Raw genomic sequence first — 16,694 nt, 5'->3', positions numbered from 1 at the left:
GGCCCGCCCCGCGGCCACCGGCCGGGCGCGGCGCCAGCTGGTCATCCTGATCGTCGAGGACAACACGGACCTCGCCGCGACCTACCGCACGCTGCTGGAGCGCCAGGGGCACCACGTCACGGTCGTCCACACCGGCGCCGACGCCGTCACGGCCACCGAGGCCAACCTCTTCGACGTCGTCCTGTGCGATCTCGGGCTGCCCGACATGGACGGCTACACGGTCGCCCGTGCCGTACGGTCCCGTCCGCACGGCGCCGGGCTGCGCCTCATCGCGGTCTCCGGCTTCAGCCGGGGCACCGACCGGACGCTGGCCCAAGAGGCCGGATTCGACGCCCACCTGGCCAAGCCGCTGCCGCTCGCGGATCTGCTGGACCTGCTGGAGCGCTGATCCTGGGTGTGCCGCACCCAGGAGGCGTCCACCTGGGAAAGCGGCGGCCTGGTCGGCCCGCGCCGCCGGGGCGACCGTGGAGGCATGACCACAAGAACGAGCACGAACGACGACACGTCCCGCGCCCCGCACCCGTACGTCGGGATGTGGGTGACCGCCGACGGCCATATCCGCCAGGAACTGCTGGCCAACGGCCGTTACGACGAGGCCCGCGGCGAGCGGCAGAGCGCGTACACCGGCAGTTACACCGTGACCGGCAGCCATATCGACTACGTCGACGACATCGGTTTCACCGCCACGGGCGATGTCCGCGACGGGGTGCTCTACCACGAACACCTGGTGCTCTACCGCGAAGCGACCTGACCGGTCCCGGATCGGGCCGTTCCGGTACCGCCGTACCCCGACGGCGGTACCGGCCGGTCCCCGGGGAGTCAGGCGCGTACGGAAGAAAAGCGCAGGTCGGCGCCCTGGTGGGCGTGCGGTGGGAGCTCACTGCCGGTGTGTGATCGGTTGCGGTGAGTCGGCGGGTTTCACACGGTGGGGCCCAGATACTGCCGTCCTCGAAAGGAACCGGTATGCGCGCCCTGGTATCCCGCGGGCTCCTTCTCCCGCCCCTCGTCTGTGCCGCGCTCGTCTGCGGGCCGGTCGCTACGGCGACTGCCGCCTCCGACGTGCCCACGGGGTCCGTGGGCAGCCCCGTCGCGGTGGCCCCGCTGTCCGCCGACGTGGCCGACACGACGCTGGAGCGGATCCACGCCCTGGAGGCGGCGGATCACGGAGACGCCCTGACGCCTCTCCTGGACGCGCTCGCCCCCCTCGCCGACAGGGATCACGACCCGCTCGACGCGGACGAGGCGGCCGAGCACGGCAAGGCCGTCACGGAGGCGACCGCGTCCGTCGAGGAGCGGCTGGAGACCATGGAGGGTCCCGCCGACCTGGCCGCGGCCGATCCGGTGTCGGACGCCGTGGCGAGGCTACAGGAATCACTCGGCGGGCTGCTCTCCGCTCTGACCTCCCTCGACGTGGGAGGTGTCGTCGCCGAGGTGCCGAAGGTGCTGTCGAACGTGATCGGCGTGCTGACGGGGCTCCTCGGCGGCGGCCTGCCCGCTCTGCCGAGCGTGCCGGCGCCGACGGAGTAGTCGCACACCGGTGGGGTGCGCCGCGGTGACGCGCGCACCCCACCGGGACGACAACCGGTCGGAGTGGACGGGGTGCTTGCGGGCCCCGCCAGGATCGGCGGGGCGCGCGGGCTGTCGAAAGCGTCTCGGCGGGTACCTGTACGTCATGACCGATGTCGTGGACTCCGACGAACTCCTGCGCCGTATCCAGCGTGCTCGCGCCTGGGCCGAGCGGGAGGAGGAAACGTGGAAGGCGCGGAGCGACGACCTCAGGCGGGGCGATCCCGGCGGCTCACGCGACGCCGACGTGCGAGGACAGGCCTATGAGGCCGTACGCAAAGTGCTGGACGAGATCCTGACCCCGGGCGTGCATGCCGTGGACGGCTGAAGGAGCCGGGCGAACCGGCCCGGCCGAGGGAGCCGGGCCGGTTCGCGCTCCCGACGCTCAGTCACATGCGGGGCGTCGGCCGTCCGATCGCGTGGGCCGTTCCCGGCTCCGTGCGCGCAGGGCCTCGTCGTCGGCCTGTGCGGGAACTGCTCGTACGGTGCGCGGGACGTATGTGTCGCCCCTGAGGCGACGCAGAGGCGTCACGCGGATCCTGACCTCCGGGTGCTTGGTGGTGTTCATGGGGCAACACTGCGCCATCGGTGCCGGAGCAACCAGATCACTGTTGTGGGCAGGACCGCTGATCCTGGTACCGGAACCACCAGTCAGCGGGCGTCGGGGAACCGCAGAGTGAAGACCGACCCGGTGCCGAGTTCGCTGACGACCGTCACCGTACCGCCGTGGGCCGTGACGAGTTGACGCACGATCGACAGACCCAGGCCGCTGCCGCCGGTGCGCCGGCTGCGGGACTTCTCCGCCCGCCAGAACCGTTCGAAGACGCTGGGCAGATCCTCCGGGGCGATCCCGCTGCCGGTGTCGGCCACTTCGAAGACGATCTCGTCGTCGTGGCCGCGGGAGGAGAGCGTGATCGTACCGTCGGCCGGCGTGTGGCGAATCGCGTTGGAGACCAGGTTGCCCAGCGCCTGCCGCATCCGGACCGGATCCGCGTCGAGCCAAGGTGCGCCGTCGGAGCCGTGCGAACCACCGGAGCGGGACGAACCCTCCGAGCCCTTTGAGCCGTCCGAGCCCTTTGAGCCGGTCACGGCCGTGTGCAGCCGGACTCCCGCCGCCTCGGCCGCCACCCGGTGTGCCGCGACGACCTGTTCGAGCAGTTCGTCGGCGCGGACCGGCTCTCGGTGCAGCCTGAGCGTGCCCGCGTCGGCGGCCGCGAGGTCCTGGAGGTCGTCGATGACCCGCTGGAGGACGACCGCCTCGTCGTGCAGGGAGGCGAGCAGTTCGGGGTCGGGGTCGACCACGCCGTCGCGGGTCACCTCCAGCCAGCCGCGGATGTTGGTGAGCGGAGTGCGCAGTTCATGGGCGATGTCGGCGACCATCGCCTTGCGCTGCGCCTCCATGCGTTCACGGCGATCGGCCAGGTCGTTGAACGCGACGGCCAGGATGCCCGTCTCGTCCTGGGTGGTCACGGGTACGCGCACATGCTGCTCCGGCGGCTGCTGGGCGGCGTGCGTCAGCGCGCGCAGCGGCCGTACGAGCCGTGTGGCGACCAGCACCGTCACGGCCACCGTGAGGGCGAGGACGAGGCCGGCGACGCCCGTGACCTTGGCCTTGTTGGCGGCCGACATGTCGAAGTGCGGGACGGCGCTGTCGCCGCGGCCGAGGAACAGTTCCGCGGCCGGCGCGACGTAGGGCTCCAGTTGCTGACGCCGGGCACTGTCGACGCACTCCTGCGCCTTCTTGTCCTGGTCACGGGTGGTGTCGATGCCCGTCTCCGCTTTCCCGCCGACGTAGCGCGTGAGCATGGACCGGTCCGTGAAGTCGACCGTGGCGGCGAAGAGCGAGGGGAACTTCCCGCCGACGCGCTTCAGGCAGTCCCCGCCGTACGTGTTGAGTTGCGCCAGGGCCTTCTCCTCCGTCGCGGTCGGGGTGTTGAGCACGCCGTCGGCGCACGGCGTCGGTACCTGGCCTCCGTCCACCGTGCCCTCCTCGTCGGTGAGGACGGAGCGGCCGCTGGGCATTTGCGTGATGCGGGTCTCGACGCCGTTGTTCGAGAAGCAGGCCCGGCGCTTCTCGGCCAGCAGCCGCACGCGCTCGCGCTCGGCGCGCGGCAGCCGGAACGGGCCCACCGCGCGCGGGTCGATGCCGGTCCGCTGCGCTCCGGGCTCGGTGAAGGTGTCGGTGTGCAGGGGATCGACCGCGGCGGCGGCCCTGGGCGGCAACGCCGTGTTCCGCGTCTCGGAGTCCGCGATCGGCGTACGGTCCGGGGCCGTCAGGGCGATGCGCCGCCCGGTCCTGTCCGACAGCGTGCGGACGGTCTTCCCGACGCCGGACCAGTCGCGATGGGTGGCCGCGTATCCGCTCAACTGCCGCAGGATGTCCATGTCCTCGGTCAGTACCTGCCCCTGCTCCTCCTGGATCGCCCGGGTCGTGGTCTCCACCGCCAGCCAGGCCGTCGCCGCCACCGAGCAGATGGCGATCAGCACCGACGTGATCAGCAGCCGGACCAGCAGCCTCTTGCGCAGCGGTATCGGGCGGGTCATCAGCGGTCCCCGCTGAGCTTGTAGCCCACGCCGAAGACGGTCAGCAGCCGCACCGGTCTGCGCGGATCCGCCTCGATCTTCTTGCGCAGGTTCATGATGTGCACGTCGACCGCCCGTTCGGTCGAGGCCCGGTCGATGCCCCGGGTACGGTGCAGCAACTGCTGCCGGGAGAAGACCCGTTCCGGCTCGGCGGCCATGGCCAGGAGGATCTCGTACTCGGCCGGCGTGCAGTCCACCGGCGATCCGTCGCACACCACCTCGTGCCGTACGGGATCCACGGCGATCCCGGCGGCCCGTACGACCGGGTCCTCGCGGTGCCCGGCGGCCTGCCGTCCGCTGCGGCGCAGGACGGTGCGGATGCGGGCCATGAGTTCGCGTGGGCTGTACGGCTTGGTCATGTAGTCGTCCGCGCCGAGTTCGAGGCCGAGGAGCACGTCGTCCTCCGTGGAGCGTGCGGTGAGCATGAGGACGGGGATGTCGTCGTCCTGGCGCAGCGCCCGGCACACGCCGAAGCCGTCGATCACCGGGAGCATCAGGTCCAGGACGACGAGGTCGGGCCGACGCTGCCGGACCGCCTCCAGGGCGGCTCCGCCGTCGTGGACCACGGTGGCGGTGTGGCCCTCGCTCAGCAGGGAGCGGCGTATCAGCTCCGCCTGTTTCTCGTCGTCCTCGGCAACCATCACATGTGCGCACACGCGGCCGATGCTAAGCGCCCCGAGCCGTGGTGGGACCGCGTGTGAGGGGCTTCCCACGCCCTGACATCTTCCTCACAACCGGCTGCCAGTGCCGGTCCGGCGGCCCGGGTCAGCGTCTGAGTGCGGCCGCGTTGCCCATGACGACCACGGGATCGCGGTCGGGGTCGAGGGCGCGCAGGAGTTCCTTCATGTGGTCCTTGCGGAGGCTGACGCAGCCCTGGGTGGGGCCGTCGTGGTCGACGTGCACCCAGATGCCGCCGCCCCGGTCGGCTCCCAGGGGGCGGGTCCAGTCCGGCGGTGTGGTGCCGACTTGGCGGTTGTAGTTGATGGCGACCACGTAGTCGAACGAGCCGGCCAGGGGCTCGCCCTCGAATCCCGTGCCGCCGATGCTGAAGCCGCCGGACTGGTCGTACGGGAGGCTCGTGCCCGGGTCGGGGCGCAGGCCGCCCGCGTCCGTGAGCGTGTAGACGCCGATGGGTGAGCGGAGGTCGCCCATCCGGTGGTGGTCGGTCCAGCCCTTGAGGGCGTTGTGCGCGGGCCAGGTGGTCCCGGCCTCCCAGCCGGACTCCGTCCGCTCGTACAGCACCGCGGTGGAGGTCGACGAGTTCTTGCCCCGGCCCGTCACCACCAGGGCCTGACGCGTCTTCGCGGGCACCTTGGCCCAGGTCTTCGGGCCCAGGCCCGGCAGTTGCTGAGGCGCCACGGTCAGGGCGACTCGGGGCGCGGGGGCGGATGACGCTCCCGCACTGCCGTTCACCGATGTCGTGCCGGGCCTCTGATCCGACGTCGCCACCGCTCCTCCTCCGCAGCCGACGAGGACGAGCGAGGCGGCCAGAACGGCGACGGGGCGGCGCACGGCACCGTGTGTGGGTGTGATCATGCGTCGACCTTGACCGGTACATGTGAGGAACTCGTCAGGTCCGTTCGATCGGCGACGCAGAATCACTCGGTTGTCCTCCTGATCCCCCTTCTACGAAACATTCGTGGATGACGGCGACTGCTGTGCGGAACGTAGGCAGAGATCGACCACCCGGCAAGGGAAACAACGAGACCCATGGGGCGGGTCCGGCCATCTTGAGCCATCCAGAATCCGCGCCAGTACGGGCCGTTGACGCTGCCTGAGGTCAGCCGTAAGGTCTGCGCAGCCAATCGGAAACATGCTCGAAACTTTCGAAACGACAGAAAGGGACGACATGATCACCCGCACGTTCACAGACCCCACGGCCACCCCTCCGCCCCGGCAGTCCCGCACCCGAAGAGCCCTGGTGATCGGCATGGCGGGCCTGCTCGCCGCGGTCGGTGTCACCACTCTCGCCGGGACGGCCGAGGCCGCCGGCACGCTCGGCGACGCGGCGGCGGAGAAGGGCCGCTACTTCGGCGCCGCGGTCGCGGCCAACCACCTGGGCGAGGCCCCGTACGCCTCGACGCTCAACACGGAGTTCAACTCGGTGACTCCGGAGAACGAGATGAAGTGGGACGCGGTCGAAGGGACCCGCAACTCCTTCACCTACGGCGCCGCGGACCAGATCGTCAACCATGCCCAGAGCAGGGGCATGAAGGTCCGCGGGCACACGCTCGTGTGGCACTCCCAACTGCCCGGCTGGGTCGGCGGGCTCGCCGCCGCCGACCTCAGAACGGCGATGAACAACCACATCACCCAGGTCATGCAGCACTACAAGGGCAAGATCCACTCCTGGGACGTCGTCAACGAGGCCTTCCAGGACGGCAGCAGCGGCGCCCGGCGCAGTTCGCCCTTCCAGGACAAGCTCGGCAACGGCTTCATCGAGGAGGCGTTCCGCACCGCCCGGGCCGCCGATCCCGCGGCCAAGCTCTGCTACAACGACTACAACACTGACGGGGTCAACGCGAAGAGCAACGCCGTCTACAACCTGGTGCGGGACTTCAAGGCGCGCGGCGTGCCCATCGACTGCGTGGGCTTCCAGTCCCACTTCAACAGCGCGTCCCCGGTGCCCGGCGACTACCGCGCGAACCTGCAGCGCTTCGCCGACCTCGGTGTCGACGTACAGATCACCGAGCTCGACATCGAGGGCTCCGGTACGGCGCAGGCCAACAGCTACACCAACGTGGTCAACGCCTGCCTGGGCGTGTCCCGCTGTACGGGCATCACGGTCTGGGGTGTCACCGACAAGTACTCGTGGCGGGCCGGCGGAACTCCCCTGCTGTTCGACAACAACTACAACAAGAAGGCCGCGTACAACGCCGTGCTCACCGCGCTCGGCGGCACCGGCTCGGGCGGCGGCGGTGGAAGCGCCTCCTGCTCGGTGTCGTACAGCAGGACGGACGACTGGAGCGACCGCTACAACGGCAGGGTGACCGTGACCGCGGGCGGTTCGGCGATCAGCACCTGGACGGTGGCCGTCACGCTGACCTCCCCGCAGAAGGTCTCCACGACGTGGAACGGCACGCCGAGCTGGGACTCCGGTGGCAACGTCATGACCATGAGGCCGAACGGCAACGGCAGTCTGGCAGCCGGGGCGTCGACGAGCTTCGGGTTCACCGTCATGAAGAACGGCAACTCCTCGGCTCCCTCGGTCGGTTCCTGCACCGCGTCCTGAGAACGGGCCGCACCCTTCGGGGAGTTCGGTGGCAGCGTGTCCGGGGGCGTGGCGGTCCGTGCCGCCACGCCCCCGGACACGACGGGCGCCTCAACGGTTCCCAGTAAAGAGAGCACCAATTTTGGTATGTACCTGACCATGAACAGCCGCTAGGCTCTGCTCCGCCATGCACTGAGAGCGCTCTCACAGTTCAGCTGTTCCACCCCCACCATGCTGGAACAACGAAGGGCTACTGCCTTGAGACGCACCACAACCATGCGCACAGGCCTGTCCGCACTCCTCATCGTCGGCGCCTGGGCAACCTTCGCGGCCGGACCCGCCTCTGCAGCCGGCGCCCCCGAACCCACCCGCACCTCCGGCGCTCCGGCCTCCGCCGGTCTGCTCGACGCCATGCAGCGCGACTTCGGCCTGACGAAGACCCAGGCCGAAGCGCGGCTCGCGGCCGAGAAGACCGCGACGGCCGTCGAGTCGGACGCGCGGCGCGCGGCAGGAGCCGCGTACGGCGGTTCCTGGTTCGACGCCAAGAGCGGGAAGTTGACCGTCGCCGTGACTGCCGGCGCCTCCGACGCGGCCGTCGATTCCGTACGGAAGACCGGCGCGACCGTCCGCACCGTCAAGCACAGCGCGAAGCAGCTCGACGCGGCCAAGGCACGCATCGACAAGCTGGCCGCGCCCGAAGGTGTCAGCAACTGGTACGTCGACGCCAAGGCGAGCTCGGTCGTCGTGGCCGTCGTCGCCGCGCAGCGTGCTGACAACGATGTCCGCACGTTCCTCTCGAAGGCCCGTGCGGCAGGTCCCGTCAAGGTCGAAGAGGCCGCCGCGGCGCCGGAGACCTTCGCCGCCGGGACGGTCGGCGGCGACCCCTTCTACACCGGCAACGTCCGCTGTTCCATCGGCTTCTCGGTGCAGGGCGGCTTCGTCACCGCGGGCCACTGCGGCGGGGCGGGACAGGGCGTCAGCGGCTGGGACCGGTCCTACATAGGCAACATCCAGGGCTCCTCGTTCCCGGGCAACGACTACGCCTGGGTCAACGTGGGAAGCGGCTGGTGGACCGTACCGGTCGTACTCGGCTGGGGCACCATCTCGGACCGGCTCGTCCGCGGGTCCAACGAGGCGCCCGTCGGTTCCTCCATCTGCCGGTCGGGGTCGACGACCCACTGGCGCTGCGGCACGGTCCTCGCCAAGAACGAGACCGTCAACTACAGCCAGGGCGCGGTGTATCAGATGACCAAGACCAGCGTCTGCGCGGAACCGGGCGACTCCGGCGGTTCCTTCATCAGCGGCGACCAGGCACAGGGCGTCACCTCCGGCGGCTGGGGCAACTGCTCCGGCGGCGGTGAGACCTGGTACCAGCCGATCAACGAGATCCTCAGCCGGTACGGCCTCACGCTCCACACGGCCTGATCCGCAAGGCTCCGGGGCACGGCTCGACGGGCTCCGTCACCGGTCAGGTGGCGGAGCCCGTTGGCGCCTGCCTCTTCTCCGCCCGGCCGGTCGCCGTCCCGCTCCGACCGGCTCCAAGTGCCCCGGATTCACCACCCGTTCACCAGGGCTGCCACCCCTGTCGTTCCACCCCGCGTCCGGGCGGCCTACGCTCGGCGGCATTTCGCGGGCCCGGATCCCCGACGGGCAGCCGGGCCCCGCTGTCCGTCCTGACGGAAGGTTCCGTTACATGGTCCTCGGATCCACAGGTGTGGCGCGGAGGTTCGGCAGAAGAGCCGCCGCTCTCGCGCTGACCACCGCGCTCGCCGCCGCACTGCCCGGCCCGGTCTCCTCCGCGGCCGGCGCCCCCGACACGCCGGCCCACCCCACGGCGTACGTCGATCCGCTCATCGGCACGACGAACGGAGGCAACACCTATCCGGGTGCCACCCTCCCGTACGGCATGATCGCCTGGTCTCCGACCAGCACCCGGGGCGACCAGACGAGCACGGGCGCCGCCAACGGCTACGAGTACAACGCGACCCGGCTGCGCGGGCTGAGCCTCACCCACGTGAACGGCGCGGGCTGCAACCCGGGGGCCGCGGGCGACGTACCGATCATGCCGTTCGTCGGGGACGTCACCTCGTCGCCGTCGGCCGACACCACGGACTCCGTGTACGCCGCGAACTTCTCGCACGCCGACGAGCGGGCCGTGCCGGGCCGCTACTCCGTGGGGCTCGACTCCGGTGCCCGCGCCGACCTCGCCGTTTCCAAGCGGGCCGGCGTCGCCGACTTCACGTTCCCCGCCGACAAGCCCGCCAACCTGCTGTTCCGGGTCTCCAACTCGCTCAACGGCAGCGAGGATGCCCATGTCGAGATCGACCGGGCCAAACGCAAGGTGAGCGGGTGGGTGCTGACAGGCGCGTTCTGCGGGCGGCGCGCCAACGGCGGCGTCAACAACCGCAAGAGCTACTACCGGCTCTACTTCAGCGCCTCGTTCGACCGCGCGTTCTCGACCACGGGTACGTGGAAGGACGGCACCCTCTCCCCCGGTGCCACCTCGGGCGGAGGCGGCGAGGGCTACGCCACGGGCGCCGACCGCGCGGGCCGCGGCTCCGGCGGCTGGGTCGGCTTCGACACCAGCTCTGACAACGATGTCCGCATGCGGCTCGGGATCTCGTACGTGAGCCGCGCGGGTGCGGAGGCCAACCTCCGTCAGGAGATAGCGCCGCGGGCGAGCGTCGACCAGGTGGCCGCGGCCGGGACACGGGCCTGGGACCGCGAGCTGCGTTCCGTACGCGTCGGTGGCGGGAGTACGGCCCAGCGCACCGCCTTCTACACCGCGCTCTACCACTCGCTCATGCAGCCGAACCTGGTCAGCGACACCGACGGCCGCTATCCGGGCATGGACGGCAAGCCGCAGCGCGTCGAGCGCGGGCAGGGAGCTCAGTACAGCAACTTCTCCGGCTGGGACCAGTACCGGGCGCAGATACAGCTGCTCGCCCTGCTGAAACCGCGGATCGCCGGGGACTTCGCGCAGTCCCTCTACAACTTCGCGCGGCAGAACGGCGGCGTGTGGGACCGCTGGGTGCACATCAGCGGGCCGACCCATGTGATGACCGGCGATCCGACGGCGGCCACACTCGCCACCTTCTACGCCATGGGGGTCCGCAACTTCGACTACCGCGGCGCCTTCGACTCCCTGGCCCGCCAGGCCACCGTGCCGCATCCCGACGGGCTCTCCGACGCGGGCTGCCCAGGCCAGTGCACCGGCCAACGGCCCAACCTCGCCCAGTACTTGACCTCTCAGTACGCGGCGCAGGACGTCTGCCACTGCTGGGGCGGCGCTGCCGAGACCCTGGAGGACTCGGTCGCCGACGACGCACTGGGCCGCTGGGCGAAGCTGCTGGGCCTCGACGAACAGGCCGCCGTCTTCGCCGAGCGGGGCGGCTGGTGGCGCAACGTCTTCAACCCGGGCGCCACCGACGGCGCGGGCACCACCGGCTACATCCAGGCCCGCAACCTCGACGGTTCATGGGTCACGCCGTTCAGCCCCGGCAGCGACCGCGGGTTCGCGCAGGGCACCAGCGCCACGTACACGTGGATGGTGCCGCAGGACGTCCAGGGCCTCGCCGAGGCGATGGGCGGACGTGAGACGGCCGCGCGCCGGCTGGACGGCTTCTTCCACAAGCCCGACGGCTCCTGGTCGGTGAAGGGCGGTGACGCCCTGCGGTACGACCCGACCAACGAGCCCGGTATCCACGCCCCCTGGCTCTACAACGCGCTCGGCCAGCCGTGGAAGACCCAGGCGACGGTCCGGCAGATCCTCGACACCGTCTACGGGACCGGACCGGCCGGACTGCCCGGCAACGACGACCTCGGGACCATGTCCGCCTGGTACGTCTTCTCCGCCCTCGGCCTCTATCCGCAGACCCCGGGCAGCGGCAACCTGCTCCTCGGCGCACCGCTCTTCCCGTACGCCGTGGTCGACCGGCCCGGTGGCGGTGACATCGTCATCGACGCGCCCGCGGCCGACGCCGGTCATCCGTATGTGAGCGGAGTCCGGCTCAACGGCCGTACGCACGACCGCTCCTGGACGGATGCCCGCTTCCTGCGCGGCGGCGGCACCCTCACGTTCGGACTCTCGCCGGAGCCGGACACCGACTGGGCGACCGCGCCCGGCGGACTGCCCCGCTGACGCGCACGTTGCCCCGGGTCCGGTGGGATCCGGGGCAACGTCCGTGTGCCGGGTCAGACCTTGCGGTACCTGGCCATGGCGAACGAGAACAGCCCGAAGAGCATCAGACCGACGGCTATGAACACCAGCAGCCACGGCCCCACCGGGGTCTCGGTGAACGAGCGCAGGGTGTCGTCCATGCCCTTGGCCTTGTCCGGTTCGTACTCCACGGCGGCCCGGAGCGCGAAGCCTCCGGCGACGGCGAACACCAGACCGCGGGCCACACCGCCGCCGACGCCCGTCACGTCGACCGTCCGGCGCACCCGGTGCGACATCTCACCGAGCCTCATGTGCTTGTGGTACTTCCGGCGCGCGGCCTGCACCACCATCCACACACCCGCGCAGAGAACGCCCACGCCCGCAGCGGCCACGAGCCACTGCCCGGCGGGCAGGTCCATGGCCCGGGCGGTCGCGTCCCGGGACTTGCCGTCGCTCGATCCGCTCCCTCCGGAACCGGCGGCGAAGGAGAGCACAGTGTAGGCGACGAAGCCGTAGAACACGGCTCGTGCCGCCGACGCCAGCCTCTTCTTCGCCTTGCCGCCGTCGGGGCCCGCCGCGCCGAAGAGCGCTTCGGACAGCCGCCAGAGCGCCATACCGACAAGACCGATGCCGAGCGCCCAGAGCATGACCCCACCGAAGGGCTTCTCGGCGACCTCCTGGAGGGCGCCTCCCTGATCCGCCTGCTTCCCGCTGCCGCCGAAGGCGATCTGCAGCGCCAGCAGGCCCACCAGCAGGTAGATGACACCGCGTGCGGTGAATCCTGCCCGGGCCGCGCCCTCGATCGCCGGGGCGGCCTTTCGCTTCCCGGCCCTGCCGCCTCGCGTCAACGTACTTGCGTTCATCATTGCCTCCCGTCCCCAGGTGCCCCCGCCTGGCCGTCCGACACCCCGGCGGGCGCCGACCGTGCGGTACCTCCCGGTTTCGGAGCGAAGCAGCACGATCGAACATACGATGGGCATGCACTGGGGCGGTATCGCAGACAGGCCGCCCCGGGATGCCGACCACTCGGGGTGGGAGACGAATGGCACAGGGCACGGACGCAGCACGGACCGTCATCCTGACAGTGGACGACGACCCTGGAGTTTCCCGTGCCGTGGCCCGTGACCTGCGGCGACGCTATGGCGAGGGATACCGGATCGTGCGCGCCGAGTCCGGCGAGAGCGCCCTGGAGGCCCTGCGGGAGCTGAAGCTGCGCGGTGATCTCGTCGCGGTGATCCTGGCGGACTACCGGATGCCCCAGATGAACGGCATCGAGTTCCTGGAGCAGGCCCTGGACGTGTACCCGGGCGCGCGGCGCGTGCTGCTGACCGCCTACGCGGACACGAACGCGGCCATCGACGCGATCAACGTCGTCGACCTCGACCACTATCTGCTCAAGCCCTGGGACCCGCCCGAGGAGAAGCTCTATCCCGTCCTGGACGACCTCCTGGACGCCTGGCGGACCTCGGACCACCGGGCGGTTCCGATCACGAAGGTCGTCGGGCACCGCTGGTCGGCGCGCTCGTCGGACGTACGGGAGTTCCTGGCCCGCAACCAGGTGCCCTACCGCTGGTACTCCTCGGACGAACCGGAGGGCAAGCGGCTGCTGGCCTGCGCGGATCAGGACGGGGAGCGGCTGCCGCTCGTGATCACCGCGGACGGGGCCGTGCTGGTCGAGCCCGACGACCCGGAGCTGGCCGCCCAGGTGGGGCTGGCCACGACCCCGGCGGCGGACTTCTACGACCTCGTCGTCATCGGCGGCGGACCCGCCGGACTGGGCTCCGCCGTGTACGGGGCCTCGGAAGGGCTGCGGACCGTGCTCGTGGAGCGCTCCGCGACCGGCGGACAGGCCGGCCAGAGCTCACGGATCGAGAACTACCTGGGCTTCCCGGACGGTGTGTCCGGGGCGCAGCTCACCGACCGGGCACGGCGTCAGGCGTCGAAGTTCGGCGCCGAGATCCTCACCGCGCGCGAGGTGACCGGTCTGGAGGTCAACGGCTCCTCGCGGACCGTGCGGTTCTCGGACGGTTCCGCGATCGCCGCGCACTGCGTGATCCTGGCGACCGGCGTGTCGTACCGGCAGTTGCAGGCGCCGGGCACGGAGGACCTGACCGGGTGCGGGGTGTACTACGGGTCGGCGCTGACGGAGGCCGCCTCCTGCCAGGGACACGACGTGTACATCGTGGGCGGCGCGAACTCCGCCGGCCAGGCCGCGATGTACCTGTCCAGGGGCGCGAAGTCGGTCACCCTGCTGGTCCGCGGTTCCTCCCTGTCCTCGTCGATGTCGCACTACCTGATCGGACAGATCGAGGGTGCGCCGAACATCAGCGTCCGTACGGGGACGGTCGTCGAGGCGGCGCACGGCTCCGACCACCTGGAGCAGCTGACGCTGCGCGACATCGAGAGCGGGCACACCGAACTCGTCGACGCGCAGTGGGTGTTCGTGTTCATCGGCGCGGCCCCGCTCACCGACTGGCTGGACGGCATCGTGCTGAGGGACGAGCGCGGGTTCATCGTCACCGGACCCGACCTGGCCGTCGGCGGACAGCCGCCGCCCGACTGGGAGTTGGACCGGGCGCCGTACCACCTGGAGACCAATGTGCCCGGAGTGTTCGTGGCGGGTGACGCCCGGGCCGAGTCCGCCAAGCGTGTCGCCTCCGCCGTCGGAGAGGGAGCCATGGCCGTGATGCTCGTCCACAGGTACCTGGAGCAGTCGTGAGCGGGCAGCCGATGCCGTGCGACGCGGCGGAACTCAGCACACTGTTCCTGTTCGAGAAGCTGGACTCGGAACAGCTCGGGCGGCTGTGCAGCGAGGGCCGCGTCGAGAAGTTCGAGCCCGGTTACGTGTACGAGGAGGGCGAGCCGGCCACCTGCTTCTTCGTCCTCCTCGAAGGCACACTCGTGATGTCGCGGCGGGTCGGCGAGGACGACGTCGAGATCAGCCGCACCTCCCAGCGCGGGGTGTACGCGGGGGCCATGCAGGCCTATCTGGCCGTGCCGGACGACGCGCGGTACAAGGGCTCCCTGCGGGTCACCGAGCCCTCGCGGTTCTTCATCCTGCCCGCCGAGACCTTCGCCGCGGTCCTGCGGGAGTGGTTCCCGATGGCCGTGCATCTGCTGGAAGGGCTGTTCTTCGGCAGCCAGAACACCCAGCGGACCATCGGGCAGCGCGAGCGGCTCCTGGCGCTCGGCTCGCTGTCCGCCGGGCTGACGCACGAGCTCAACAACCCGGCAGCGGCGGCCGTACGGGCCACGTCCGCGCTGCGGGACCGGGTGGCCGGGATGCGGCACAAACTCGGCATGATCGCGACGGGCCCGTACGCGCGCGCCGCCCTGGAGACACTCGTCGAGATCCAGGAGCGCACCGCCGAACAGGTCGCCAAGGCCACACACTTGAGCCCGCTCGAAGCCTCCGACCGGGAGGACGCGCTCGCCGACTGGCTGGACGATCACGACATCGCGGGCGGCTGGCAGCTCGCGCCGACGTTCGTCCAGGCCGGTCTTGACACCGACTGGCTGGACCAGGTCGCGGCGGCCGTGGACGAGGGGACGCTCGAAGGCGCGATCAGGTGGCTCAACTACACGGTGGAGACCGAGTTGTTGATGAACGAGATCGAGGACTCCACGACCCGGGTCTCGAATCTCGTGAACGCGGCCAAGCAGTACTCCCAGCTCGACCGGGCGCCCTACCAGGTCGCCGATGTGCACGAACTGCTGGACAGCACGCTGATGATGCTCGCCGGGAAGATCGGCTCCGGCATCAGGATCGTCAAGGAGTACGACCGCGGACTGCCCAGGATCCCCGCCTACCCGGGCGAGTTGAACCAGGTGTGGACGAACCTCATCGACAACGCCGCCTCCGCGATGGGCGGCGAGGGCGTGCTGACCGTACGCACCGCGCTCGAACGGGACCAGCTGCTCGTCGAGTTCCGTGACACCGGGCCCGGGGTGCCCGAGGAGATCCGCGGCAGGATCTTCGACCCGTTCTTCACGACGAAGCCGGTCGGCGAGGGCACCGGACTCGGGCTCGACATCTCCTGGCGCATCGTCGTGAACAAGCACCACGGGCATCTGGAGGTCCACTCCGAGCCCGGCGACACCCGCTTCCAGGTGTTCCTCCCGCTCACCGCCGCCGAAACCGACGCCCCTCAGGAGGCCTCATGACCACGGACGGAATCGACCCCGGGGTCCCGCCGAGCGGTGCGGGCTGCGTCGAATGCGACGATGTGGGTGGCTGGTGGTTCCATCTGCGGCGGTGCGCCCAGTGCGGTCATGTGGGCTGTTGCGACGACTCCCCCGCCAAGCACGCCACCGCACATCACCAGACCACGGGCCATCCGATCATCCGCAGCTTCGAGCCGGGCGAGGCCTGGTTCTGGAACTTCGAGACGTCCGAGCTGTACGAGTCCGGTCCCGAGCTCGCTCCGCCGCTCGCCCACCCGGCGGACCAGCCCGCGCCCGGGCCCGCGGGACGGGTTCCGGCGAACTGGGCGGAAACCCTGCGCTGAAGTTGGTCTCCGTCATCGGGAGCAGCCCAGGGGTCGGCAAGTCCACGCTGTGCCGGGCCCTGGCCGACTGGTTGGCCGGGCTCGGCGCCTCGGTCGACCATTTCGAGGAGGCCGACATCCTCACCCGGCCCGCCTTCCGGCCCGTTGCCGAGGAGTTCGCCGGTGGGACCGGTGCCGTCCGGCCCGAGATGCTGGTCGAGTGCACTCGTGCCTACGTCGACGAGTCGCTCGCGGCGGGCAGGGACTGCCTGGTGACGGACGCGCTGCTGCCGTTCGTCCCGTCGCTCGTGGCCCGGGGCCACGACGAGAGCACCCTCGTCCAGGTCATGAAGGACCTGACCGGGGCCGTGGAACCCGCCGACGTCACCGTGGTGTACGTCCACGACGACCCGGCGACCGCACTGCGACGGGCCGTCGAGCGTGAGGGGCCGACTGGGAGGACTGGTACGTCGGGAAGCTGGCCTCTTCTCCGGGCACCAGGTCGGTCCACGATCTCCCGTCCGCCGCCGCTCATCTTCGTTTCGAGGCGGATCTGACCAGTCGGCTGCCGGCACTGACCCCGTGGCACTTACTCACCGTGGACGCGGGTACACCCGACGCACAGGAGTCCTTCGACCACACCCGGCGCCGCCTGACCGAACTGCTGAGGCTGCCGACGCGACCGTGA

At 70.6% G+C, this 16,694-nt stretch carries 15 protein-coding genes; 11 read left to right on the top strand and 4 right to left on the bottom strand.

The features are described 5' to 3' along the window. From O3Q52_RS30425 to O3Q52_RS30410, 4 genes are all read left to right on the top strand, one after another. Positions 1-388: response regulator (locus tag O3Q52_RS30425; protein ID WP_269651905.1), on the top strand; the 388-nt coding region annotated here is incomplete at its 5' end. Between the two features lie 84 nt (positions 389-472). Beyond that, entirely contained in the window at positions 473-751 is a 279-nt protein-coding gene (locus O3Q52_RS30420) for an Atu4866 domain-containing protein (protein WP_269651904.1), read from the top strand. A gap of 212 nt (positions 752-963) precedes the next feature. Then, positions 964-1,527 carry a hypothetical protein gene (locus O3Q52_RS30415; protein WP_269651903.1) on the top strand — a complete coding sequence of 188 codons (564 nt, stop codon included), beginning with the start codon at positions 964-966 and terminating at the stop codon, positions 1,525-1,527. Positions 1,528-1,672: 145 nt separating this feature from the next. Beyond that, positions 1,673-1,894, top strand: a complete 222-nt coding sequence (locus O3Q52_RS30410; RefSeq protein ID WP_269651902.1) for a hypothetical protein — start codon at positions 1,673-1,675, stop codon at positions 1,892-1,894. Positions 1,895-2,217: 323 nt separating this feature from the next. Here the strand turns inward: O3Q52_RS30410 and O3Q52_RS30405 are convergent, their stop codons facing one another. The 3 genes from O3Q52_RS30405 to O3Q52_RS30395 form a co-directional block, all read right to left on the bottom strand. Next, on the bottom strand, positions 2,218-4,110 hold the full coding sequence (locus O3Q52_RS30405) for a cell wall metabolism sensor histidine kinase WalK (RefSeq protein ID WP_269651901.1): 1,893 nt from the start codon (positions 4,108-4,110) through the stop codon (positions 2,218-2,220). Further along, entirely contained in the window at positions 4,110-4,805 is a 696-nt protein-coding gene (locus O3Q52_RS30400) for a response regulator transcription factor (protein WP_269651900.1), read from the bottom strand. The genes O3Q52_RS30405 and O3Q52_RS30400 overlap by 1 nt, the downstream gene beginning before the upstream one ends. Before the next feature lie 109 nt (positions 4,806-4,914). After that, positions 4,915-5,685: a L,D-transpeptidase family protein gene (locus tag O3Q52_RS30395; protein WP_269651899.1), complete on the bottom strand. Its 771-nt coding sequence runs from the start codon at positions 5,683-5,685 to the stop codon at positions 4,915-4,917. Between the two features lie 394 nt (positions 5,686-6,079). On the opposite strand from O3Q52_RS30395, the gene O3Q52_RS30390 reads away from it, so the two are divergent. From O3Q52_RS30390 to O3Q52_RS30380, 3 genes are all read left to right on the top strand, one after another. After that, positions 6,080-7,381: an endo-1,4-beta-xylanase gene (locus O3Q52_RS30390; protein ID WP_269651907.1), complete on the top strand. Its 1,302-nt coding sequence runs from the start codon at positions 6,080-6,082 to the stop codon at positions 7,379-7,381. 255 nt (positions 7,382-7,636) lie between these two features. Then, positions 7,637-8,785, top strand: coding sequence for a S1 family peptidase (locus O3Q52_RS30385; protein ID WP_269651906.1), 1,149 nt, complete (start codon positions 7,637-7,639; stop codon positions 8,783-8,785). A gap of 268 nt (positions 8,786-9,053) precedes the next feature. Further along, on the top strand, positions 9,054-11,501 hold the full coding sequence (locus O3Q52_RS30380) for a GH92 family glycosyl hydrolase (RefSeq protein WP_269651898.1): 2,448 nt from the start codon (positions 9,054-9,056) through the stop codon (positions 11,499-11,501). A gap of 53 nt (positions 11,502-11,554) precedes the next feature. Here the strand turns inward: O3Q52_RS30380 and O3Q52_RS30375 are convergent, their stop codons facing one another. Further along, complete coding sequence (locus tag O3Q52_RS30375) at positions 11,555-12,382, bottom strand: DUF1206 domain-containing protein (RefSeq protein ID WP_269651897.1); 828 nt, start codon at positions 12,380-12,382, stop codon at positions 11,555-11,557. A gap of 179 nt (positions 12,383-12,561) precedes the next feature. Between O3Q52_RS30375 and O3Q52_RS30370 the strand changes: the two genes are divergently transcribed. The 4 genes from O3Q52_RS30370 to O3Q52_RS30355 are packed head-to-tail and all read left to right on the top strand — an operon-like array spanning position 12,562 to position 16,563. Further along, a complete protein-coding gene (locus tag O3Q52_RS30370; protein ID WP_269651896.1) occupies positions 12,562-14,238 on the top strand; it encodes an FAD-dependent oxidoreductase in 1,677 nt (558 codons plus the stop codon). Next, positions 14,235-15,683 (top strand): ATP-binding protein, encoded by a 1,449-nt coding sequence (locus O3Q52_RS30365; RefSeq protein WP_269651894.1) that lies wholly within the window; start codon positions 14,235-14,237, stop codon positions 15,681-15,683. The genes O3Q52_RS30370 and O3Q52_RS30365 overlap by 4 nt, the downstream gene beginning before the upstream one ends. Next, a complete protein-coding gene (locus tag O3Q52_RS30360; protein ID WP_269651893.1) occupies positions 15,680-16,027 on the top strand; it encodes a UBP-type zinc finger domain-containing protein in 348 nt (115 codons plus the stop codon). Before O3Q52_RS30365 ends, O3Q52_RS30360 begins: the two co-directional genes overlap by 4 nt. Before the next feature lie 2 nt (positions 16,028-16,029). After that, the gene (locus O3Q52_RS30355; RefSeq protein ID WP_332112959.1) at positions 16,030-16,563 is read left to right on the top strand and encodes a hypothetical protein; all 534 of its coding nucleotides are present in this window, start codon (positions 16,030-16,032) and stop codon (positions 16,561-16,563) included. Positions 16,564-16,694: the final 131 nt, after the last annotated feature.

Origin of the sequence: Streptomyces sp. ActVer (assembly GCF_027270795.1) — a bacterium.
In the GTDB taxonomy this organism is placed as follows: domain Bacteria; phylum Actinomycetota; class Actinomycetes; order Streptomycetales; family Streptomycetaceae; genus Streptomyces; species Streptomyces umbrinus_A.
Note: the sequence above shows the minus strand (reverse complement) of the source record. Positions and strands in the feature narration are given on the sequence as shown.